This window comes from Eubacterium sp. An3 (assembly GCF_002159465.1).
Lineage (GTDB): Bacteria > Bacillota > Clostridia > Lachnospirales > Lachnospiraceae > Anaerobutyricum > Anaerobutyricum stercoris.
In genome coordinates this window covers 84,799-108,029 of sequence record NZ_NFIR01000005.1, presented here as the reverse complement: position 1 = coordinate 108,029, position 23,231 = coordinate 84,799, and the positions used below count along the sequence as shown (strand labels likewise).

The window sequence follows — 23,231 nt, the reverse complement described above, 5'->3', positions numbered from 1 at the left end:
GTATTTTGGAAGCTGTTTTTGAGACAGAGTCCGGAGTACATTTTCTGGATTAGTATACACCCGTCCTTGGCAAAGTAACTGTTACATTGTCATGGACAGGTGTTTTTTCGCGCATAAGAGATTTTTCAGCTTCTGCAGATTATACATTTTTCCATGACAAAACAAAGCGAATGGAGGAATGCAAAATGATTCGAGAAGCAATTATGACCCTGAGCCAGAAAAAAGATTTAAGCTACGATGTGGCAGAGACTGTCATGAACGAGATTATGTCGGGGGAGGCCAGCGATATCCAGATGAGCGCTTACCTGACGGCCCTTGCCATGAAGGGGGAAACTATCGATGAAATCACTGCGTCTGCGGCAGGCATGAGATCGCATTGCGTACGCCTTTTAAATGATATGGATGTGCTGGAAATCGTAGGGACCGGCGGCGACCAGTCCAACTCCTTTAATATTTCCACCACATCGGCCATCGTTATTGCGGCCGGAGGCGTTCCGGTGGCAAAACACGGAAACCGGGCGGCGTCAAGCAAGAGCGGAGCCGCCGACGTGCTGGAAGCGCTGGGAGTGAATATCATGGTGTCGCCGGCAAAAAGCGCGCAGATGCTGAAAGATATCAATATCTGTTTCCTTTTTGCCCAGAAATACCATACTGCCATGAGGTATGTGGCTCATGTGCGTAAAGAATTGGGAATCCGTACGGTGTTCAATATTCTGGGACCGCTGTCCAATCCGGCGGGAGCCAGCATGCAGGTGATGGGCGTTTACGAGGAAGAACTGGTGGAGCCGCTGGCAAGAGTGCTCGCTAATCTGGGCGTAAAAAATGCCCTGGTGGTGTATGGCCAGGATCGTCTGGATGAGATATCCATGAGCGCGAAAACATCTGTGTGCGAGATCAGAGACGGGAGTTTCTGTTCTTATGAGATTGAGCCGGAGCAGTTCGGTTTTGAAAAATGTAAAAAAGAAGAGCTGGCCGGAGGAACTCCGGAGGAAAACGCACAGATTACTCTGGCAATCCTGAATGGAGAGAAAGGCCCGAAAAGAAACGCAGTATTAATGAATGCAGGTGCAGGACTCTATGTGGCCGGGAAGGCGGAGACTTTGAAAGAAGGAATTCGTATGGCGGAGGAATTGATCGACAGCGGCGCTGCAAAGGCGAGACTGGAAGCATTTATCCGTCTGTCCAACGAAGAATGATCAAAGACAAACTCTGACGTTTAATGTGGAGAAAGCTCCCTTTTTGTCACATGTAGATTCTGCAGATGACAGGAAGGGAGATTTTTTATGACAAAAGATATGACAGAGGGCAATCCCCTCCTTTTGATTCTGAAGTTTGCTCTGCCGCTGCTGGCTGGAAATCTGCTGCAGCAGGGATATAATGTGGCGGATGCCGCCATTGTGGGGCGGTTTCTGGGAACAGATGCACTGGCGGGTGTCGGCGCTTCCAGCAGTGTGCAGTTTCTTATCCTTGGTTTTTGTATCGGGACATGCACTGGCTTTTGCGTGCCGGTGGCTCAGAGATTTGGGGCAGGAGACTACAGCGCCATGCGCCGTTTTGTTTTCAACAGTTTTATTCTGACAGCGATTCTGGCGGTAGTGCTGACCATTCTGTGCGCGCTGTTTTGTACACAGATCGTAGAGCTTCTTGCTACACCGCAGGATATTTTTGCCGATGCCTATATTTATCTGCTGGTGATTTTGCTGGGAATTCCATTTACGCTGCTTTACAATCTGACATCCAGCATTATGCGGGCGGTGGGGGACAGTCGGACTCCGTTTCTGTTTCTGGCATTTGCCTGCGTCGCTAATATTTTTCTGGATATTTTCTGTATCACTACCCTGAAATGGGGAGTTGCCGGAGCGGCCATTGCGACTATCACTTCACAGCTGATGAGCGGCGTTCTTTGCCTTATTTACATGATGAAAAAATATCCGGTGCTGAAGATGGAGAAAGAAGAGCTGGAGATGAGAGGAGATTTCATGAGGACGCTGGTGATCATGGGATTTCCCATGGGACTGCAGTTTTCCATCACAGCAATTGGAAGTATGGTCATGCAGGCGGCTACCAACAATCTGGGAAGCGTGTATGTTTCTGCCAACACAGCGGCGTCCAGACTGAAAAATTTTGCCATGTGCCCGTTTGATGCCATGGCGGCGGCAGTTTCCACTTTCTGCAGTCAGAATTACGGGGCAAAGAAAGTGGGCCGTATCAAACAGGGACTGCGGCAGGGTACAGTGGCGGGAATCCTTTACGGAATCGTCATAGGGGGCGTATTGATATTCTTTGGAAGACCTCTTTCCATGATTTTCGTGGATGGAGGCGAGACGGCGGTTCTGGATGCTTCCCGTGATCTGCTGTTTTATTCCGGTTTCTTTTATTGGATTCTCGGCATCCTGATCATTGTCCGGCTCTGCGTGCAGGGTTTGGGGTATTCCGGACGGGCAGTTTTGTCCGGCGTGGTAGAGATGATCGCCCGTACGGCAGTGAGTCTTATCTTTGTACCATTCTGGGGATTCACCGCCATCTGCTTTACCGACCAGGCTGCCTGGGTGTTCGCAGTCTGCTATATTGTGCCGACATGTCTGTACTGCCTGAAAAAAGTGGAAAAGGAATTGGCGCCTAAAACAGATGTGGAAGTTCTTGAGAATTCGTGATATAGTAAGCTGGATGCAGTTTATCAGATAGAATATATATAGAAGATTCCCGCTCATAAGGGCGGTGAGAGTGGAAATAACAGGAGGAAATCATCTTGGCTGGAATTGATCAGAGTAAGATTCGGAATTTTTGTATTATTGCCCATATTGACCACGGTAAGTCCACCCTGGCGGACCGGATCATTGAGAAGACCGGTCTGCTCACAGACAGGGAGATGCAGGACCAGGTTCTGGACAATATGGATCTGGAGAGAGAGCGCGGCATTACCATCAAGTCTCAGGCCGTGCGTACCATCTATAAAGCAGAAGACGGTGAGGAATACATTTTCAATTTGATTGATACACCGGGACACGTGGACTTTAACTACGAGGTGAGCCGCAGTCTGGCAGCCTGCGAGGGAGCCATCCTTGTGGTGGACGCTGCCCAGGGTATCGAGGCGCAGACCCTGGCAAACGTATATCTTGCCATTGACCATGATCTGGAGATCATGCCGGTCATCAACAAGATTGACCTGCCGAGCGCAGAGCCGGACCGGGTAGTAGCGGAGATAGAGGATGTCATCGGCATTGAGGCCGAGGATGCTCCGCAGATTTCCGCCAAAAACGGCATCAACATCGACCAGGTGCTGGAGCAGATCGTAAAGAAGATTCCTGCTCCGGGAGGCAGCCCGGACAACCCGCTGCAGGCGCTGATTTTTGACAGCGTGTACGATTCCTACAAGGGCGTTATCATTTTTGCCCGTATTATGGAAGGAACCATCAAAAAGGGAACAAACATGCTTATGATGGCCACCGGAGCCAAGGCGGACGTGGTGGAGGTGGGAACCTTCGGTGCGGGCCAGTTCATTCCGTGCGACGAGCTTTCCGCCGGCATGGTAGGTTACATCACTGCCAGCCTGAAAAATGTGAAGGATACCCGGGTGGGCGATACGGTCACCGACGCGGACAATCCGTGCGCAGAACCTCTGCCTGGTTATAAAAAAGTAAATCCGATGGTGTTCTGCGGCGTTTATCCGGCCGACGGCGCCAAGTATCCGGATCTGCGGGACGCTCTGGAGAAGCTGCAGCTTAACGATGCGGCGCTTCAGTACGAGCCGGAGACCTCCGTGGCGCTGGGATTCGGCTTCCGCTGCGGTTTCCTGGGACTTCTCCATCTGGAGATCGTTCAGGAGCGTTTGGAAAGAGAATATAATCTTGATCTTGTGACAACTGCGCCGAGTGTTATCTACAAGGTACACCTGACCGACGGCACGGTCTTCGACCTGACCAATCCGACCAACCTGCCGGATCCGTCCACCATTGATTATATGGAGGAGCCAATCGTTTCCGCGGAGATCATGGTGACCAAGGAGTATGTGGGCTCCATTATGAAGCTTTGTCAGGAACGGCGCGGCGTCTACGTCTCCATGGAGTACATGGAAGAGACAAGAGCGCTTTTAAAATATGAGCTTCCGCTCAACGAGATCATTTACGATTTCTTTGACGCTTTGAAATCACGTTCCAGAGGTTATGCTTCTTTCGATTATGAGATGAAAGGCTATGTTCAGTCAGATCTTGTGAAGCTTGACATACTCATTAACAGAGAAAATGTGGACGCCCTTTCCTTCATTGTCCATGCTTCCTCTGCCTATGAGCGCGGCAGAAAGATGTGCGAGAAGCTCAAAGAGGAGATTCCAAGACATCTGTTTGAGATTCCGATTCAGGCGGCCATCGGAAGCAAGATCATCGCCAGAGAGACCGTGAAAGCTGTCCGCAAGGACGTTCTTGCCAAATGTTACGGCGGCGATATCAGCCGGAAGAAGAAGCTTCTGGAGAAACAGAAAGAGGGAAAGAAACGTATGCGCCAGATCGGCAATGTGGAGATTCCACAGAAGGCGTTCATGAGCGTGCTGAAGCTGGATGAGGATTAGAAGATCTGTTGAAAGCGGGACAGATGTCCTTGTTGAAATATTTCCTCCATGTTAAGATACAGACATCAATAATCATGGAGGAGACAGGATGAAGAAAATAAGTTCTTTGCTGGCACTGAGTATTACAACAGGAATTTTCTGCGGCATATGGACCTGGCTTTCCGGGGCAGTGGGACTGCTTGGCTGGGCAGGCTTCGCAGGATGTACGACCTATTTTGCCACGGGAAAGCATGGCGTGGCAGGATTGAAAAATGCCATTATTCCCAATCTGGCAGGAGTGATCTGCGGCATGTCCATTATTACTCTGGGGAATTTCTTTCCTGTCTGGGGGAATCTTGGAATCTGGAGTGGAATCATTTCCTTTGTCATCTGTATTATCACAAAGTTTAAATGGTTTAACTTTACACCAGGAACTTTTCTAGGCTGCTTTGTGACTTTTGCAGCAGGCGGTGACTGGAAATTGCTGGTTCCTTCTATTATAATAGGAGCTTTCCTGGGATGGACCTGCGATACCAGCGGCGCATGGCTGTACCGGGTGGTATCCGGAAATGCAAAAGAAGAAACAGAAAACTGAATCTAAAATGTAAAAGAACGTAAACACAAAAGAAAATGCCATAAGAGCGGCAAAAGAAAAGAGCTGTAAATTCATGATATAAGATCAGGAATTTGCAGCTCTTTTCTTTTATTATAAAACGCCTGATGTCATTTTATCACCCTGCCTGTTTTTGCCATACTGCTGGAAAAAGTATCGGAGACGGGAGGGTTTTGAAAAAAAGAGACAGATTTTAGGGAAAAAATTTTTTTGAAGCGGTTGACTGTGCATTTACGGTATGAATTAGAATCCTTGGTAACACATCAAGTGTGCGTAAAAAATAAAAACAAAAAGCTACAGGAGGTATGACAGTGAGTACAAGAAGAAAAGCAGTATTAAGTTACAAGATGACGACGGCGGACGCCAACGACCCGGAAGGAAGAATTCCTTTTGGGCGCCAGTTTGATTTTATCGGGGATGTGGAAACAGAGCTGATGATCTTAAATGATGGAGACGAATCCCTTTGTCTTGGCTATACGGATGTGGAACTTTATGAGGATGCCTATATCGGCGATCAGCTTGATTTTGTGGCGGAGATGGTAAAGATAGGAAATACTTCAAGAACCTGTCGGATCGCCACATATAAGGTGGCGACACCGGCGTCACGGATGGGAAAAAAGGATGCGAAACCAGGCGATATGCATTATTTTGAGGAACCGAAGCTGATCTCGGAAGGTACAGTGGTGCTTGTTGTGAAAAAAGAACTGCAGAGGGGGGAACAGCCGGACAGTGCGGTTATTGATCCGTGGAGAGAACTGGATCTTTAAAAATGAGAAAGCAGATGCTGTGTTAAAGAAGAAAAAACAACGGAAAGGAAGAGAAACGATGGCAAGAGAAGTGACAATGCGGTACAGAATGTCGGACAGAGATGTATTTTATGGAGGCGGAGTGGTGAACGGCGCCCGCTCCATCACTTATATGGGCGATGTGGCAGAGAGACTCATGGCAAAATTATATGGAAATGTGGGACGGTGTAGCAAAGTAAGGAAAATACGGCTGTTTGTGCCGTGCCATGCTGGTGACTATATGGAATTTAAGGCAAGACTCAACGAGGAGACAGAGGGAAAAGCAGTGATTGAAGTTCGCTCTTTTAAGGTTTGTGAGCTGCCGGAGAATCCGCCGTTTCCGAGTTCCATCGATATGATGACGGATCCGCCGTTGTCCACTGTGGGAATCTTTGAATATGAGATTCCGGAAGGATGGGGAAATGCGGCAGAAGGAGAGGAATAATATGAAGGCTTTGGAAGGGCTTAAAGTGCTGGATCTGACCAGTGCGTTAAACGGACCGTTCTGTACCACAATGCTTGCCGACCACGGAGCGGAAGTGATCAAATTTGAGCCGCCGGCGGGCGATCAGTGCAGAACTTGGGGACCGATTGACGAAAAAAGCGGGGAAAGTGGTTTTTATGCTTTCCTGAACAGAAATAAAAAAGGATGTACACTGAATCTTAAAAATGAAAAAGCCCGGGAAATGTTTTATGAACTGGTAAAAGACGCCGATGCTGTGGTGGAGAATTACCGTCCGGGTGTGACCAAAAAGCTGGGCGTGGACTATGAGACATTAAAAAAGATCAACCCTCGGATCATCTATGCTTCCGGTTCAGGGTTTGGCCAGTATGGTCCGATTGCTCACCGGGCGTGCTACGATGTGGTGGCACAGTCCATGGGAGGTATGGTAAATCTGACCGGATTTAAGGATACGCCGCCGGTAAAGGTGGGGCCTTCCATCGCTGATCACGTGGCGGGTATCTATCTGTGCGTGGGGTTTCTGCTCGCCCTCTATCACCGGGAGAAGACCGGCGAAGGGCAGCAGGTGGATGTGTCCATGATGGATACGATTTTTACACTGCTGGAAAATTCCATCGTAAAAACAACCATGCAGGGAATCATACCGCAGCGTCAGGGCAATATTGATCCGTCCATCGCGCCATTTGATATCTATGAGACGTCAGACGGATATGTGGCTCTGGGAGTCGGCAATGACAGGCTGTTTCAGAAATTCTGTGATGTGATCGGACGGCCGGATCTGGTGGAGGATCCGCTGTATCTGACCAACGACCTGCGCTGCCAGAATTATGAGAAGGGCCTGCAGCAGATCATTGCGGACTGGACGAAGCAATATACCAAAGCGGAGCTGGAGGAGATTTTTGACGAGGCAGGCATCCCGTGCGGGCCGGTGCTTAATATGAAGGAAGCTATCGAGCATCCGCAGATTCAGGCGCGGGAGATGATGGTGCATATGGAGCATCCGGCCATCGGGGATATGTATTTTCAGGGCTGCCCGGTGAAACTCAGTGCAACGCCGCCGAGCATCGATACTCCTGCGCCTCTGCTGGGGCAGCATAATCAGGAAGTCTTCCATCTGGATGAGGAAGCCTGTGAGAAACTAAAAGAAGAAGGCGTTTTATAACAGCGGGAGGTGCGTTATGGATTTTACTTTGACAGAAGGGCAGAAAATGCTGCAAAAAACAGCGGCGGAATTCGCGGAAAAGTATGTGGAGCCGCGGGCAGAAGAGATAGACCGCACCGGAGAGTTTCCAAGGGATATTTTTGAGAAAATGTGTCAAGTGGGATTCGCCGGAATCGGAACGCCGGAAAAATACGGCGGAAGCGGCGGGACAGACATTGACAAAGTACTGGCTGTGACAGAAATCGCCAAAAAAGACGCGTCCTGTGCGGCGATTCTTTCCATACACACGATTTTCGCATCAGTGCTGAATCAATTTGGAACAGAAGAACAGAAACAGAAGTATCTTCCGGAAACAACAAACGGAGGGGCGCTGGGCGCATTTGCCCTGACAGAGCCCAATGCGGGATCTGACGCCGGCAATGCAAAGACCACGGCGATTCTTGATGAACAGACGGGAGAGTATGTCATAAACGGAACAAAATGCTTTATCTCCGGCGGAAGCCAGGCAAAAAATCTTCTGATCTTTGCCCTGACGGATCCGTCCAGAGGAACGAAAGGATTGTCCTGCATTCTGGTGGAAAAAGGAACGCCGGGATTTTCTGTGGGAAAGATCGAGGAGAAAATGGGAATCCACGGTTCTGAGACGGCCGAATTGATTTTTGAGGACTGCCGGGTTCCGAAAGAGAACCTTATTGGAAAGGAAGGACAGGGATTTAAAATCGCTATGACAGCTCTGGACGGCGCCAGAATCGGCGTGGCTGCTCAGGCTTTAGGCATCGCGGAGCGGGCTTTTCAGGAGAGCGTGAAATATATGAAAGAACGGGTACAGTTTGGAAAGCCGATCGCGGCGCTGCAGGGACTGCAGTGGTACATTTCTGACATGACCGTGAAGATCGAGTGCGCCAGATGGATGATCTTCCGTGCGGCCTGGCTGAAAATCAGCGGACAGCCGTACACCAAGGAAGCAGCCATTGCCAAGCTGAATGCGTCGGAGACAGCCACCTTCGTGACGAACCTGGCGCTGCAGATTCACGGAGGATACGGATATATGAAGGACTATCCTCTGGAGAGAATGTACCGTGATGCGAAGATAACTGAAATATATGAAGGCACATCGGAAATACATAAGGTGGTCATCGCCAGGGCTGCCCTGAGATAAAAAGGCAGCCGCACCATCAAAAATACCGGGAGGAAATAAGATGAATATTATTGTATGTATCAAGCAGGTGCCGGATACCAACGAAGTAAAGATCAATCAGGAAACAGGCACACTGATTCGTGAGGGAGTGGAGAGCATCATAAACCCTGATGATAAGAATGCGCTGGAGGCAGCGCTTTGTCTGAAACAACAGACCGGAGGCAACGTGGTTCTTCTTTCTATGGGCCCTCCGCAGGCGAAAGCGGCACTGAAAGAAGGACTTGCCATGGGAGCCGATGAGGCGTGGCTTCTCTCTGACAGAGCCTTCGGCGGTTCCGATACCTGGGCGACTGCTACCATTCTGGCGGCGGCCATCGAAAAAATCGGAAATTATGATCTGATTATGTGCGGCAGACAGGCCATTGACGGGGATACAGCTCAGGTAGGACCGGAAATTGCAGAATTTCTGGGAATTCCGCAGATTACGTATGCTAAAGAGATTGTTGTGGAAGGGGAAAAACTCCGGGTAACCCGGCTGACAGAAAACGCAGATTATGTGATGACGGTACAGACGCCATGTCTGCTCACAGCCATCAAAGAACTCAATGAACCGAGATTTCCGACAGTGTCACGGATTTTTGCCGTCTATGATGGAGAAGAAGATCCGATTCACGTGCTGACTTTTGATGATATCACAGTGGATCCGACGCAGATCGGGCTGAAAGGATCGCCGACCAACGTACTGCGCTCTTTTGTGCCTGTGAAGGAAAAGAAAACAGAGCTCATTGAAGGAATCAGTGAGAAAGAGAAGGCCGCAGTTCTCACAGAAAAGCTGATAGCGCTGAAATTATTTTAGGAGGTGAAGCAGAGTGCGAGCAAAGGTAAATCAGGATATTTCCCTGCAGGATTATAAAGACGTCTGGGTTCTGGCAGAGCAGCGGGAGGGAGAAATCGCCCCTGTGACTATAGAACTGCTTGGAGAGGGCAGAAAGCTGGCGGATCGCCTCGGCAGAGCTCTTGTCGCTGTGGTAAACGGATATCAGATGGAACAGGAGACAGAAAAACTGCTTCACTATGGTGCGGACCGTGTGCTCTATGCAGACAGCCCGCTGCTGAAACACTTTTCCACCGACGGCTATGTGAAAGTGTTTGCAGATCTGATCCGGGAGAGAAAACCGGAGATCGTTCTGGTGGGAGCCACTTCTCTGGGGCGGGATATCGGACCGAGACTGGCTGCAAGACTTGGAACAGGACTGACGGCCGATTGTACAAAACTGGAGATTGATGAAGCGGATTCCAAGCTGTTGATGACACGTCCGGCTTTCGGCGGTAATCTGATGGCCACCATTGTGTGTCCGAAAAACCGTCCGCAGATGTCCACTGTCCGTCCGGGCGTCATGGAAAAAGCGGCATATCGGGAAGAAATCACCGGTGAGGTGGAAAAAATCAATCCCGCATTGACAGAAGAAGATATCCGTACTCATCTGGAAACGATCATTCCGGACGAGAAGAAAACTGTGAATCTTACGGATGCAAAAATAGTGGTATCCGGCGGCCGCGGCTTAAAAACGGCGGACGGCTTTGCACTGGTACAGGAACTGGCGGATGCTGTGGGAGGCGTAGTCGGTTCTTCCAGAGCCTGCGTGGAAGCAGGATGGATCGACGCCGGTCATCAGGTGGGACAGACAGGAACCACTGTGCGTCCGGATCTCTATATTGCCTGCGGTATCTCCGGGGCAATTCAGCATCTGGCAGGAATGAGTGAGTCCAAATATATTGTTGCTGTCAATAAGGATCCGAAAGCGCCGATATTTGAGGTGTGCGATTATGGAATTGTTGGTGATCTTCACAAGGTCATTCCGGCCATGATCGAAGAGATCAAAAGGAAAAAAGCATTTGAACTGAAATAATGAGGAAAATCTCCTGTAACTTGTCATTGCCAATATATTTTGCTATAATACATTTTATCGTGAGTATAAATTGTCTACACATCAGAGTGTTCTATAGAGCAATAATTTGACAATGGAGTGAGTTAAATGGAAGAAAAAAAGTATTATTCAATTGGACAGGTATCAAATATATGCAAAATTCCCATCAAGACTCTGCGTTATTACGATGAAATAGAGCTGCTGGTACCCAAAATCCGAAAGGAAACCAGCAATTACCGGTATTACAGTAAGGATCAGCTGATTACCGCGGTGATCATACGCCAGCTTCGTTCTCTGGGATTTAATCTGAAAGACATTAAGGAGATCATTAAGAAGGACAGCATGGACAGTTATATGGACAGCATTCATGGGAGGATCCGGGAGATTGACGAAGAGATTGCCTGCCTGCAGAAAAAACGCAGAGAAAATCTCTGTATGCTGTCCCGGTTTGCGGAAGGAAAACAATATGCGGCTGCCCCGGATGGACCGGAGGAGTATCTCATTGAGAATATTCCAGAGATTCATTTGCTGACATCCCGTTCCATCATCAAATCCTATCATAACGAGGAGGTTAATCTGGAGCGGTGGATCTCAGTAATGGAGAAAGCGGAGAATAGCCGGCTGGAGATAACGGGTCCCATCTATGTGACCTTTTATACAGAGATGTTCGGTCAGTTTATCTCCAAGGACTGTGATATAGAGTTTGCCATACAGGTAGCGGAATCACCTGCAGATAATGCGGAGATACGGAAGTTTGGAGGATTTACAGCGGCGACAACCATCTACCGGGGGCAATATGAGGATATTTTCAAGAAATATATTGCTCTGAAACGTTGGATTGATGAAAATGGATATGAAATATGCGGGAAAGTTACGGAAGAATTTCTGATTTCTCCGCTGGATACCGCCAACATGAATGAGCACGTTACAAAAATTATCGTTCCGGTCAAAACTACCGGGAAGAAAAAATAAAAGGAAAGAAAGACGGTTTTATTAAAAAGAAAAGAATCTATTTAATAAAATTGACTTTCTTTCTTTTTTATTTGAAAATCATATTAAAAATATGTTAATTATTTAATAAAAATAAGCGTAAGAATTGCTGAGTATAAACCGTCCATAGGTGGAGAGTTTTATAAAAAATGCATAAACTCATGGCGAAAAAAATAAAAAAAGTACTTTACTTACCCAAAACTGTATGAATTAGAATAAGATTATCAAAAGTTGCTTGTTAAAAATTTGATAATGTGGAAGCGGAAAAGTGGAAGCAGAAGGAAAAAGGAGAAAGGCGGTTTTTACATTATGAGTAAAACAATCATGACACCGTATGCCCGGAGATCAGAGAAAGGGTATGATTTAAGAAGAGCGATGGAGGAAGCATCCCGCTGTCTTCTCTGCCATGACGCACCTTGCAGTGAGGGCTGTCCGGCGGGAACAGATCCGGCAAAGTTCATTCGTTCTCTTCGCTTCAAAAATGTTTGGGGAGCGGCGGAAACTATTCGGGAAAATAATCCTCTGGCAGGATGCTGCGCCGACGTCTGTCCATATGATTATCTGTGTGAAAAGGCCTGCAGCAGAAGCGGCATCGACAAGCCGATTCAGATTGGTAAACTGCAGAGCTTTCTGGTGGAGCAGGAAAAAGAAGAGAAGATGAACTTTATGAAACCGGGCGAACCAAATGGAAAGAAAGTCGCATGTATCGGCGCAGGTCCGTCTTCCTTATCCTGTGCCAGAGAATTGGCGCTGCAAGGATATGAAGTTACTGTGTATGAAGCCAATGAAAAGGCAGGCGGAATGCTCACCTATGGAATTCTTCCTTCCCGGCTGCCGCAGGAAGTGGTGGATTTTGATATCGAGACAATAAAACAGGCCGGCGTCAAGATCGTATGCGGCCATAAAGTGGAAAGAGAAGAACTGGAGACGCTGAAGAAAGAGTATGACGCCGTTTATGTGGGAGTGGGACTGTGGAAAGCCAAAGAAGTGGATGTTCCGGGAACAGAGCTTGCCGGTGTCGAAAATGCTCTCGATTATCTGAAAGCGGCCAGGAGCGGTGATAAAGATTTCAAGGTGGGAGAAAATGTGATCGTCATCGGCGGCGGTGATGTGGCTATGGACTGTGTGTCCACGGCCAAACAGATGGGAGCCAATGCAGTGATCGTTTATCGTCGTACCATCGAGGAGGCACCAGCCAATATGGAAGAGGTGCAGTCAGTACAGAAGATGGGTATTCCAATCTTCACACAGTTTGCTCCGGAAGAGATCCTGGGAGAAAATGGAACAGTGACCGGGCTGAAAGCGGCTGGAAGAGACGGATATTCCTCCCTGATATTAAAGGCAGACCAGATTGTCTTTGCCATCGGACAGGAGCAGACCGATGCATTTGCAGGACTGAGACAGGAACAGGGACTGTTCATGGGCGGAGATATGCTGTACGGAAAGGGACGCACGGTAGTGGAAGCAGTGGCGGACGGAAAGAAAGCCGCTGAAGAAATTGCGGAATATTTAAAATAGGGGGAACGAAATTATGGCATTAAAGAAAGATTTATCAATAGACTTTTTGGGAGTAAAATGCGAGAATCCATTTTTTCTCTCTTCCTCGCCGGTGGGAAGCAACTATGAAATGTGCGCGAAGGCTCTGGAAGCCGGATGGGGCGGTATATATTATAAATCCATCAGTGTGTATATTCCGGATGAATGTTCTCCACGTTTTGATATCGTTACAAAAGAGGATACTCCGTGGATGGGTTTTAAAAATATGGAGCAGACCTCCGATAAACCGATTGAAGTCAATCTTGATTATATGAGACGTCTGAAAGAGGACTATCCGGATAAAGTCATTGTGGCAAGTATTATGGGAAGTAATGATGAAGAGTGGGCATATCTGGCAAAGGCAGTGACGGAGACAGGAATTGATCTGATCGAATGTAACTTTTCCTGCCCGCAGATGACCTCCTCAACCATGGGTTCCGACGTGGGAACAAGACCGGAGCTTGTAAAACATTACTGTGAGATAGTGACGGCAAACACCCATCTCCCGGTTATCGCGAAAATGACGCCGAATATCACCAACATGGAGATTCCGGCCATCGCGGCTGTGGAAGGTGGAGCAAGGGGGCTGGCGGCTATTAATACCGTAAAATCCATCACCAATGTGGATGTGGACTTAAATGTGGGCATGCCGGTAGTCAATGGAAAGTCTTCTGTATCCGGATATTCCGGAGCGGCAGTGAAGCCGATTGCTCTCCGGTTTGTGTCTGACCTGAAGCATGATCCTAAGCTTATCAACATCCCGTTATCCGGCATGGGAGGAGTGGAGACCTGGAAAGACGCCCTGGAGTTTATCCTGCTGGGATGTGAAAATGTACAGTGTACTACAGCGATTATGCAGTACGGCTATCGTATCGTGGAAGATATGATCAGCGGTCTCTCCCATTATATGGAAAGAAACGGCATCGACCGGGTGCAGGATCTGGTGGGAAAAGCGCTGCCAAGTATCATTGGCGCCGACGAGCTGGATCGTTCTTTCAAGATTCTTCCACAATTCAATGAAGAATCCTGCGTGGGATGCGGAAGATGCTACGTTTCCTGTTTTGACGGCGGTCATCAGGCTATTGAGTTTGATACGGAGACAAGAAAACCGAAACTTTTGGAAGAAAAATGTGTGGGCTGCCATTTATGCTTAAATGTCTGTCCTGTCATGAACTGTATCACGCCGGGCGAGCTGATTTTTAAAGAGGGCAGAGAGAAACATGATGTAATACTGAAAACAAAATACGAATAAGCACAGGACACGGAACAGGGAGAAAGCAGTAAAGGAGGTTTTGCTATGAAACAGTATGATCTGATCATCAAAAATGGAACAGTGGTGACTACCACGGATATGTATGACTGTGATATCGCCGTGAAAGACGGAAAGATCGTGACCATGGAGGCGGATATCGCTCCGGAGCTGGCGGAAAAAGTCTGTGATGCATCCGGTAAGCTGGTGCTGCCGGGAGCTATTGATGTACATACCCATCTGCAGATGCCGTTTGGAGGGACGGTCTCCGCAGACAGCTATCTTTCCGGAACCAGGGCGGCGGCCTGCGGCGGCGTCACCACCATTTTTGATTATCCGGTGCAGCATGAGGGAGAGACCATTCTTGGTCTTGTAAACTCCAAAAGAGCGATCCTTGAGACCGATGCCTGTGTGGATTATGCCATGCACTGCTGTATCACCAACTTAAACGGCGGAGAAATACTTGACGAGATGGAGAAAGCAGTGGAGGAGGGTATTACCAGTTTTAAATGCTTTCTGGTATACAAAAAAGAGGGCATGATGGTCGACGACGCCACTCTGGCCCGTCTGATGCTCCGTGCCAAAGAGCTGGGAGCCATGATCAATATCCATGCGGAAAATCCGGATTTGATCGATATGTATACAGAACAGTTCTTAAAAGAAGGTAAGACCAGCGCATGGTATCATTATTTGAGCCGCCCGGAGTTTGTGGAAGCGGAAGCGGACAAACGTGCGGTTCACTGGGCAAAACATCTGAAAGCGCCTCTGTATGTGGTACACATGGCGGACAAAGAAGGACTGGAAGCCTGCATTGATGCGAAACGGGATGGAGCGGATGTCTACGTGGAAACCTGTCCGCAGTATCTGGAATTTACCTGTGATGTCTATAAGAGAGAAGACGGAAGAAACTTCGTCTGCTCCCCGCCGATGAAAGGACAGGAGAGTCAGGACGCTCTCTGGCAGGCGTTGAAAGCAGGGCTTATTGATACGGTGGCCACAGATCACTGTCCGTTCCAGAGTTATGAAAAGGACTGGGGAAAGGATGATTTTACAAAAATTCCTAACGGCTGCGCAGGAGTGGAGAATCTGTACCCGTATATGCTGGACGCCGCCAACGCAGGAAAGATTACTTTCCAGCAGGCAGTTGCCCTTTGTTCCACCAATCCGGCAAATATTTTCGGATGTGATAACAAAGGTTCCCTGGTGGTGGGAAAAGATGCGGACATCGTGATATATGACAGAGATAAAGATTTCACCATCAGCGTAAACAATATGCATTCCGACTATGATCATACTATCTGGGAAGGAAAGAAACTCCACGGTTATCCGGTGCAGACCTATCTTCGCGGACAGCTGGTTTACGATAACGGAGACTTTGTCGGAAAACCGGGTATGGGTCAATATGTAAAACGGAGTCCGAGAAAAAAATAAGGAGATAACGTGGAAGCGGAAGTAAGAGAAAGTAGGAAAGCGTTGCAGACAGCCCTCAATATCGGGGCGCAGATGCTCTCCTCGGGGGCGGAGATCAGCCGGGTGGAAGACAGCATCGTTCGCATGTGCCGTGCCTTTGGGGCGGAGACCGTGGAATGTTTTGCCATCACCTATGTGATCGTTGTGACCATATCGGGGGAGAATCTGACAGAATTGACAGAAATCCGGAGGATAAATACCTTTGACAGAAATATGTATAAGCTGACCGAACTGAATGCTCTGTCCAGGGAAATATGTGAGACACAGATGAATCCGGAGCAGGCATCTCAGAGGCTTCGGGAGATTGAAAACAGAAAATCGTATTCCCTGTCCGGGAAAATGTTCATTTTTGCCCTGATTTCTCTTTCCTTCACGCTCTTTTTCGGGGGCAGTCTGAAAGACATGGCAGTGTCCGCCCTCATCGGAGGGCTGATTGCTCCGGTGGAGAATGTACTGTCCCGGTCAGCGATGAACCGTTTCGTACAGGTTTTTTTATGCTCTGTTGTGGCAGGGCTTTTGTCCATCGTCATGGCAGGTATCTGGAGAGGGGTATCTTCAGAGCTGGTAAGCATAGGAAATATTATGATTTTTATTCCGGGAGTCATATTTACCTGTGCTGTCCAGGAGATTTTTTCCAATAATATGCTGTCGGGACTGACACGGCTGGCGGAGGCGGTCATTATAAGCCTGGTGATCGCCACGGGATTTGTGCTGGCCAATGTGCTGCTCTGAATAAAGTGGACAACAGACTTCGGGAGTGGGGAAGACAAAAAAGCGGACAGCAGAACTTCCGGAGTGAAGATAATATAAAGAAAAAGGAGAAAGAGGATGGATTGGATACAGATTGTCAGCGGCTTTTTCGGGTCAGTGGGATTTGCGCTGTGCTTTCATTTGCGAGGAAAACAGGTGCTGTATACGGCCATTGGCGGCGGCCTTGCATGGACGGTTTATCTGGCGGCGGGCCTGCTGATTTCGTCCTACGGGGTGCAGTTTGTGATTGCCGGAATTGCTCTGGGTTTTTATATGGAAATTATGGCGATCTATACCAAAATGCCCCGGACAGCGTATATCGCCGTGGGAATTATTCCGCTGATTCCGGGAGCCGCCCTGTATCACACCATGTACTATTTCTTTCAGGGTGAGACAGAGAAAGGACGGGCAGCGGCTGTGGAAGCACTGGTCACATCAGTGGCAATCGCAGCCGGCCTGCTCCTGGCCATGGATATGTGGAAACTTTTGAAACAGCATGGAAAAAAAATCAAGAATTAATATACAGGAAATGGAGTCAATATTAAAGACAGGAGGAATGGAAGATGTATATATGCAGTGAAAAACGTATGGAAGATAAAATTAAAACATTCAGTCAGTTTGGCGACGCCGGTCACGGAGGAATTACAAGATACTCTCTGTCTCCGGAGGCAAAGCAGGCCAGAGCTGAGTTTGAGAGAAGAATGAAGGCCATCGGAGCGGAGATCAAGACGGACGATATGGCGTGTATGTATGCTACTCTCAAAGGTTCCGAGCCGGAGCTGCCGGGAATCGTCATGGCATCCCACTGTGACTCTGTAAAGAACGGAGGAAATTATGACGGTATCCTCGGAGTTATGGGAGCTATGGAAGTGCTTGAGACCGTAGCAGCGGAGAAGATTCCTCACAGACATAATCTGACCGCAATGATCTGGACCAACGAGGAAGGTTCTCTGTATCCGCCGTCCATGATGGCTTCCGGCGTTCTCTGTTACGACTATCTGCCGGAGAATATCCGATATAAGTTCAAACATGAAGATATGCTGCAGTCCAAATCTATTCTGGATGCCAGCCAGACCTTCGGCGATGCGCTGGAGGCATCCGGCTACAAGGGACCAAAGGAAAATCGCCTGAATCCGAAAGATTATAAAGCAATGTTCGAGCTTCACATCGAACAGGGTCCAATTCTGGAAGCGGCAGGCAACGATATCGGTGTAGTAACCTGTGTGCTCGGTATGCTCTGCTACCGCATTAAGACTTACGGACAGGCAGACCATGCGGGTACAACTCCGATGAAATACCGTCATGACGCATTTTATGCAGCTGCAAAGGTTTTGCAGTATCTTCATGATGAGCTTGATAAACTGGATCCGGATCTGGTTTATACCACGGGAGAGATTGTGCTGCACCCGAACGTACATACAGTAATTCCGGATTATGTGGATTTTTCACTGGATGCAAGACATGAAGACCCGAAGGTCATCGAGCAGGTGGTGAAAGTCATTGAAAATATACCAAAAGAAGTGGCAGGCTGCAGGGTGGAGTATGAGCCGGCGTGGACTCGTGACACTGTTTACTTTGACAAAAAGCTGGTAGGATGTGTGGAAGAAGCCGTAAAAGAGCTTGGATACACCAATCAGAGAATTAATTCCGGAGCCGGACACGATGCACAGTTCTGCGCTTATATGATTCCTACCACTATGATTTTTGTTCCGTCCAAAGACGGACATTCCCACTGTGAGCCGGAGTTCACCTCTGTAAAACAGTGTACACAGGGAGCTTCTGTGCTGTTGAATGCAGTGCTGAAGTGTGACGCAAAATAATATGGCATCGGAGGAAATGCTCTCCTTCGGAGTTCCGGCGCTTCGCGTCATGGCGGCAGGTTATCTGTTCATGTGGCTGTTGACAAGATTCTGGGGTATGACCGGCGTGTGGCTTGCCTTTCCGTGTGCGGAGATAGTGACATGTATCTGCTGTGTATGTATTATCTTAAAAACAGGACTATTGGAGAAAACGGATGGATAAAAAATGCTTGACAACAGCTCTGCCTTTTCTGAGCAGGCTCGATAAAGAACGCAGAAAGCAATTTGAGGAATATTTTGAAACGGCGCCGCAGTGGCTGCTGGAATCCATGCGGATCGAGGAGACAGAAAAAGAAAGTATCATTTTTTATGAGGGAGACGACGTCCGCACCGTATGTCTGATCGGAGAGGGAATGGTGAAGGTAACAAATTGCAGTCTTCAGGGCATGTCCTACAGCCACCGGCCCTTTACCAAGGTGTACGCCTACGGAGGGATGGAGATTCTCATGGAGGTGCAGGAACACAGCCATACACTGGAGACGATTACGCCGTGTACTGTGGTTAAGATTCCCAGGAAGATATTTGAACACTGGCTGCAGACAGATATTGCCGCTTTGAAAAGAGAGTCCAAACTGATGGGAGAGTATCTTTTTGAGCAGGCCTGCAGCAGCAGAGATTTTCTTTTTCTGCAGGGATCCAGCCGCCTGGCATGTCTTTTCTCTGACTGGTATGAAAACTATGCGGAAAACGGTATTCTCCGCATCCGTCTGGTCCGTCAGGAACTTTCCGATTACACAGGCATCTGCGTTCGCTCGGTAAATCGCTGTATAAAAAAGTTCACCGGTGACGGATACATTTCCAGGAGAGGAAATGTGATAGAGATTAACCGGAAACAATATCTGCTGTTGAAAGAAAGAGCCGGCGAGGTGTTTAAGGAGGCAATTTAATAAGGATTGAACATAGAAAGAAAAAGGGACTGTTGGTGCAGCCCCTTTTTGCGTCCGAAGAGAAAAACTATTCTTCGCGCCAGCGTTTTATGATAAGGTATTTTTGCATATGGAAATCTGTCTATGCCATATAATGAATTTCTTTCGGTACAAGGCAGGCTTCCAGTTTTTCTTCAAGATAAGCCCTAAGCTTCTCCATGTCAGGTTCAGCGGCACCGGTGATATCCGCGCAGAGGATCAGACGGTGCTCCGGTCCCCAGCATGTGTAGGCGGAAGCAGAGGAGATTCCATCGTAACCGGTCAATGTATCTTCCAGCTTCTCAAGGTCAAGGTAATCACGGCCAGTAAGATTTTCCACCATGATGGTTCGTCCGCAGCGTTCCATGATATCCAGAGAGCCATCCGGAAGGATTCTGGCATGAAGCCCTGTCTGATAAAGCATTCCACCGCTGTATGGATTGGTGATCCGGTCGCTCCATCCTTTTGTCGGATGATCCATGATATAGAGGGATCCCCATGCGCCGTATGGCTGTTTGCGGCAGGTCTCGTCAAAGACGTAGGCTTTTACCAGAGTGTCCGGTGTGACATCGTGAATCAGCGTGGAGCCGGCGGCTTCATTGACATCTCCGGCTTTCACAAAATAATGTTTCGGGAAAAGACGTTCCGGCAGATGCTTTTTCAGGCGGCGCACAGAAGGTTCTGTGAGCATAGCGTTGACAATGATGTCCATACATTCCATAAAGATCTCAAGCTGCTGTCTGTCAAAACGATTCTCCCAGTACCGGAGTTCATAGTAGTAGAATCCTTTTTTGTTGGACATGATCTGCAGATGGAACGGCAGAGAATCAAGCTGGATTGGTTCTCTTTCTGCCGGTGCACCGCCGATGTCATCAAGATTCAGAATATCACCCTGGTATTGAATGAACATTTCATCCGCGTGCAGAGTGGAAGTATGGCAGCGCATGGTCTCCATGATTTCACGGGCGTGTCTGCGCAGAAGCTGCGGTACAGTCTCATGAGGCACGTTGGTGTAGCGGAAAAGATAAGTGGTAAACAGGCAGCCGGCCAGTCTGGTCCAGCGGCTGTCGGTTCGCCCGCTGTGTATGCTGGTGCTGACCACATCTTTTTCGTTGGCGAAAATGCTGATACAGTAGTTATAAGCTGTCAGGAACATAACATTTTCAGATATTTTATTTTTCCGGCAGAAAGCGTTCAGCTGATTTGGACTGATGGTAAAACGACCTTTCAGAGAAGCGTTGACGCCTTTGTCCAGATCGTGGAAATCTCTGCGGGTAAGGATGCTGTTAGATACTTTAAAGTCTTTCATCAGGTTCAGATAGTATGCCACATCCTGATCCCGTTTTCCTTTTTGATCCCGGGCTTTTTCGTCCAGAGCATATTCAAACATGGTGTAACTTTCTTTTTTCACCGGATTGCCCAGGTAAAGGCTGTTCAAGTCTTCAAAAAGAATCTGGAGAGTAATGCCGTCGCCGACGATATGAGCGATATCCAGGAAAAGGAAATTGGCACTGTCAGTCTGATAAATACCTGCATGATAAAGCGGTTCATTTTTTCCATACATAAATGGTACTAACAGATTCTTTCTGGTTTCTGCAAATTCTTCATCGCTCTGACGGATGATCGGGATATTGATTTTCGCATCGTCATGACGGAAACTCTTAAATACACCTTCATCCATCTGGATCACAGCCTTCAGACCAGGGTGTACATCAAACAGATCTTCCACCGCTTTCTGCAGACGGATGAGGTCCACGCTATTGTCAAGACGGATTAAAGAAGGCAGATTGGCAGTGGTATTGCCGCGCATTACATAAGCAAAATAAATCTGCAAATTGGTCAGCGGATAAACCGGGCGCACGGAATAGTCTACTTTTTCTGCATTTTGTGTTTCCTTATAGTAGGTTTCCAGTTTTTCTACGGTGGCGTGAGCCATTAAATCGTCCAGGGTGATGGAGAAGTTCATGTTGTCGGCCAGATCTGTGAGAAGCATGACGCTGCCCATGGAATCCATGCCGGCACGGTAGAAGTCGGTGGTAATGCCGAAATTCTGATGTCCCAGAACAGCAGCCACACTGTCATATATCTGCTGCTGCAGATCGTTCTGCGGCATAACGATTTTTGCGCGCTGTTCGGCTTCCAGCTTCTTCTGGCTGAAATAATTGGAACGTTTAATTTTTTTGGATGTTGTCTTTTCAAACGGATCGCGGCGCACGCGGTGATTTAAGATTCTTTTGAAGGTAGGAAGCTGCTGATTGATTTTGGCAATGCTTTCACCTACAGCGCCCTCGATATCGGTGATGTCACTGGCTTCTGCGTATTTGAAGTTTGGATAAATCTCAGCAGTGATAGTGTCATTTTCTTCAAATACGAGGATGTCTTCCACGATAGCTTCATCGGTAAACATATTTTCAATCTGTTCCGGAGCTACATTTTCACCGTTACTTAATATAATCAGGTTTTTCTTTCGACCGGTCAGATACAGAAATCCCTCATCATCCACATAACCAAGATCTCCGGTACACAGCCAGCCGTCATCGGTGATGGCTTCCGCGGTATTTTCAGGATCCTTATAATATCCCATCATGACAGAAGGGCTTTGTACCTGAATTTCTCCGTCCACGATGCGCACCTGGCAGCGGTTGACGATTTTTCCCACGGAAGAAACCTTGTCCGGGCGGTCCCAGTCGGCAGCAGAGATAACAGGAGAACATTCGGACATACCGTAACCCTGTGCGATGGACATGCCCAGATCACGATAGTTCTCTGCCAGCTCCGGCGTCAGATAGCCGCCTCCGCAGCTTACCTTCCGCAGCCGTCTTCCGTAGACTTCCGCCTTTATTTCTTCATCACTTTTCTCAGGCTGCTGTTTTTTCAGAAGACAGTAACGGTTATAAAGAGCTTTTGCTACCATCGGCACAACACTGAAAGCCGTCGGTTCAAATAATTTAAGATGATCTACCAGTTTGCTCATGTCGCGGTTTAAGCACAGGAGACTGCCGTCGCGCATTGTTACCAATACATCGCTGTGTACACAGAATACATGATGGATTGGCAGAATGTTCAGATAAACTTCATTTTCCGTGAGTGCGGTGTCGGTGGTACAAAATGTATTGTCGATGAGATTGCGGTTGGAAAGCATGACGCCTTTGCCTTTTCCGGTAGTTCCGGAAGTAAAGAGAATCATGGCGCAGTTATTTTCCGATACGTTCGGAGTGGCGGTGCGTCCCGCAAATTCTTTTAAGATATTGTCAGAGCATGGCACGTGTTTTCCGTGCTGCAGTGATATGTAAGATTTGATTCCAGGGCAGAGATTTTTTACGCCTTCTACCAGCGGCTGATGTTCCCAGTCATAAAAAAGAATGTCCACATCCGACCGGTTTAAGCAGTCGGCCAGCGTTTCCACATTCATCTGGATATCCAGAGGAACGACAGCGTTGCCGTTGGACATAACGCCCAGCATGACGGCCAGATAGTGATGGCTGCTGCTTCCGAGCAGGCCCACCTGAATTCTGTGGCCGATGGAGGCGTCCTGTTCTTTGGTCCATGCAGCAATGGCGTGGCACTCTCCCATAAATTGCCGGTAGCTGATATCAAAGACCATATCATTTTCCTCATAACGGAGGAAAACTCTGTTGTCATAATCTCTGCCGGCATGTTCTACCAGATCATAAATCGTTTTTGTGTTTTCGTAAGTAATCATAATCTCCCTCATTCAAAATAATGAATATTGCGTCGGGCAGAGCCGGATTCCTATATGTCAGGATAATAAGTCTGTGGTTAGTATTATAGAATCAGGTTTTTCCCGGCTATTTCTTACTGTTACGCATTTACTATAGC

At 48.1% G+C, this 23,231-nt stretch carries 20 protein-coding genes; 19 read left to right on the top strand and 1 reads right to left on the bottom strand.

Annotation, left to right across the window (positions count from 1 at the left end; genetic code table 11):
• The first annotated feature begins 185 nt into the window (after nucleotides 1-185).
• The 19 genes from trpD to B5F87_RS07045 all read left to right on the top strand — a co-directional run bounded on the left by trpD (nucleotide 186) and on the right by B5F87_RS07045 (nucleotide 19,373).
• Nucleotides 186-1,196 (top strand): anthranilate phosphoribosyltransferase, encoded by a 1,011-nt coding sequence (gene trpD / locus B5F87_RS07135; protein WP_087278918.1) that lies wholly within the window; start codon nucleotides 186-188, stop codon nucleotides 1,194-1,196.
• Nucleotides 1,197-1,283: 87 nt separating this feature from the next.
• Nucleotides 1,284-2,654, top strand: coding sequence for an MATE family efflux transporter (locus B5F87_RS07130; protein ID WP_087278915.1), 1,371 nt, complete (start codon nucleotides 1,284-1,286; stop codon nucleotides 2,652-2,654).
• 95 nt (nucleotides 2,655-2,749) lie between these two features.
• Nucleotides 2,750-4,564, top strand: coding sequence for a translation elongation factor 4 (gene lepA / locus B5F87_RS07125; protein WP_087278910.1), 1,815 nt, complete (start codon nucleotides 2,750-2,752; stop codon nucleotides 4,562-4,564).
• An 88-nt stretch (nucleotides 4,565-4,652) separates the two neighbouring features.
• On the top strand, nucleotides 4,653-5,138 hold the full coding sequence (locus tag B5F87_RS07120) for a DUF1097 domain-containing protein (RefSeq protein ID WP_242964301.1): 486 nt from the start codon (nucleotides 4,653-4,655) through the stop codon (nucleotides 5,136-5,138).
• A 329-nt stretch (nucleotides 5,139-5,467) separates the two neighbouring features.
• Nucleotides 5,468-5,923 (top strand): beta-alanyl-CoA:ammonia lyase, encoded by a 456-nt coding sequence (locus B5F87_RS07115; RefSeq protein ID WP_242964300.1) that lies wholly within the window; start codon nucleotides 5,468-5,470, stop codon nucleotides 5,921-5,923.
• A 58-nt stretch (nucleotides 5,924-5,981) separates the two neighbouring features.
• Nucleotides 5,982-6,386 carry a hotdog fold domain-containing protein gene (locus tag B5F87_RS07110; protein ID WP_087279133.1) on the top strand — a complete coding sequence of 135 codons (405 nt, stop codon included), beginning with the start codon at nucleotides 5,982-5,984 and terminating at the stop codon, nucleotides 6,384-6,386.
• Between the two features lies 1 nt (nucleotide 6,387).
• Entirely contained in the window at nucleotides 6,388-7,566 is a 1,179-nt protein-coding gene (locus tag B5F87_RS07105; RefSeq protein WP_087278908.1) for a CoA transferase, read from the top strand.
• Between the two features lie 16 nt (nucleotides 7,567-7,582).
• On the top strand, nucleotides 7,583-8,725 hold the full coding sequence (gene acrC / locus B5F87_RS07100; protein ID WP_087278905.1) for an acryloyl-CoA reductase: 1,143 nt from the start codon (nucleotides 7,583-7,585) through the stop codon (nucleotides 8,723-8,725).
• A gap of 40 nt (nucleotides 8,726-8,765) precedes the next feature.
• Nucleotides 8,766-9,560: an electron transfer flavoprotein subunit beta/FixA family protein gene (locus B5F87_RS07095; protein WP_087278902.1), complete on the top strand. Its 795-nt coding sequence runs from the start codon at nucleotides 8,766-8,768 to the stop codon at nucleotides 9,558-9,560.
• A gap of 37 nt (nucleotides 9,561-9,597) precedes the next feature.
• Nucleotides 9,598-10,614: an electron transfer flavoprotein subunit alpha/FixB family protein gene (locus B5F87_RS07090; RefSeq protein WP_343215735.1), complete on the top strand. Its 1,017-nt coding sequence runs from the start codon at nucleotides 9,598-9,600 to the stop codon at nucleotides 10,612-10,614.
• Between the two features lie 126 nt (nucleotides 10,615-10,740).
• Nucleotides 10,741-11,604, top strand: a complete 864-nt coding sequence (locus tag B5F87_RS07085; RefSeq protein WP_087278896.1) for a MerR family transcriptional regulator — start codon at nucleotides 10,741-10,743, stop codon at nucleotides 11,602-11,604.
• A 327-nt stretch (nucleotides 11,605-11,931) separates the two neighbouring features.
• Nucleotides 11,932-13,140, top strand: coding sequence for an FAD-dependent oxidoreductase (locus B5F87_RS07080; protein WP_087279130.1), 1,209 nt, complete (start codon nucleotides 11,932-11,934; stop codon nucleotides 13,138-13,140).
• A 13-nt stretch (nucleotides 13,141-13,153) separates the two neighbouring features.
• Entirely contained in the window at nucleotides 13,154-14,410 is a 1,257-nt protein-coding gene (gene preA, locus B5F87_RS07075; protein ID WP_087278893.1) for an NAD-dependent dihydropyrimidine dehydrogenase subunit PreA, read from the top strand.
• Nucleotides 14,411-14,455: 45 nt separating this feature from the next.
• The gene (gene hydA, locus B5F87_RS07070; protein ID WP_087278890.1) at nucleotides 14,456-15,838 is read left to right on the top strand and encodes a dihydropyrimidinase; all 1,383 of its coding nucleotides are present in this window, start codon (nucleotides 14,456-14,458) and stop codon (nucleotides 15,836-15,838) included.
• Between the two features lie 9 nt (nucleotides 15,839-15,847).
• Entirely contained in the window at nucleotides 15,848-16,609 is a 762-nt protein-coding gene (locus B5F87_RS07065; protein WP_087278887.1) for a threonine/serine exporter family protein, read from the top strand.
• A gap of 96 nt (nucleotides 16,610-16,705) precedes the next feature.
• Nucleotides 16,706-17,146, top strand: coding sequence for a threonine/serine exporter family protein (locus B5F87_RS07060; RefSeq protein ID WP_087278885.1), 441 nt, complete (start codon nucleotides 16,706-16,708; stop codon nucleotides 17,144-17,146).
• A 44-nt stretch (nucleotides 17,147-17,190) separates the two neighbouring features.
• Nucleotides 17,191-18,447, top strand: coding sequence for a Zn-dependent hydrolase (locus B5F87_RS07055; RefSeq protein ID WP_087278882.1), 1,257 nt, complete (start codon nucleotides 17,191-17,193; stop codon nucleotides 18,445-18,447).
• Nucleotides 18,434-18,649 carry a hypothetical protein gene (locus B5F87_RS07050; RefSeq protein ID WP_143405228.1) on the top strand — a complete coding sequence of 72 codons (216 nt, stop codon included), beginning with the start codon at nucleotides 18,434-18,436 and terminating at the stop codon, nucleotides 18,647-18,649. The genes B5F87_RS07055 and B5F87_RS07050 overlap by 14 nt, the downstream gene beginning before the upstream one ends.
• Entirely contained in the window at nucleotides 18,642-19,373 is a 732-nt protein-coding gene (locus tag B5F87_RS07045) for a Crp/Fnr family transcriptional regulator (protein WP_087278876.1), read from the top strand. Before B5F87_RS07050 ends, B5F87_RS07045 begins: the two co-directional genes overlap by 8 nt.
• Nucleotides 19,374-19,494: 121 nt before the next feature.
• Here the strand turns inward: B5F87_RS07045 and B5F87_RS07040 are convergent, their stop codons facing one another.
• Nucleotides 19,495-23,094, bottom strand: coding sequence for an AMP-binding protein (locus tag B5F87_RS07040; RefSeq protein ID WP_158096987.1), 3,600 nt, complete (start codon nucleotides 23,092-23,094; stop codon nucleotides 19,495-19,497).
• Nucleotides 23,095-23,231 lie beyond the last annotated feature (137 nt).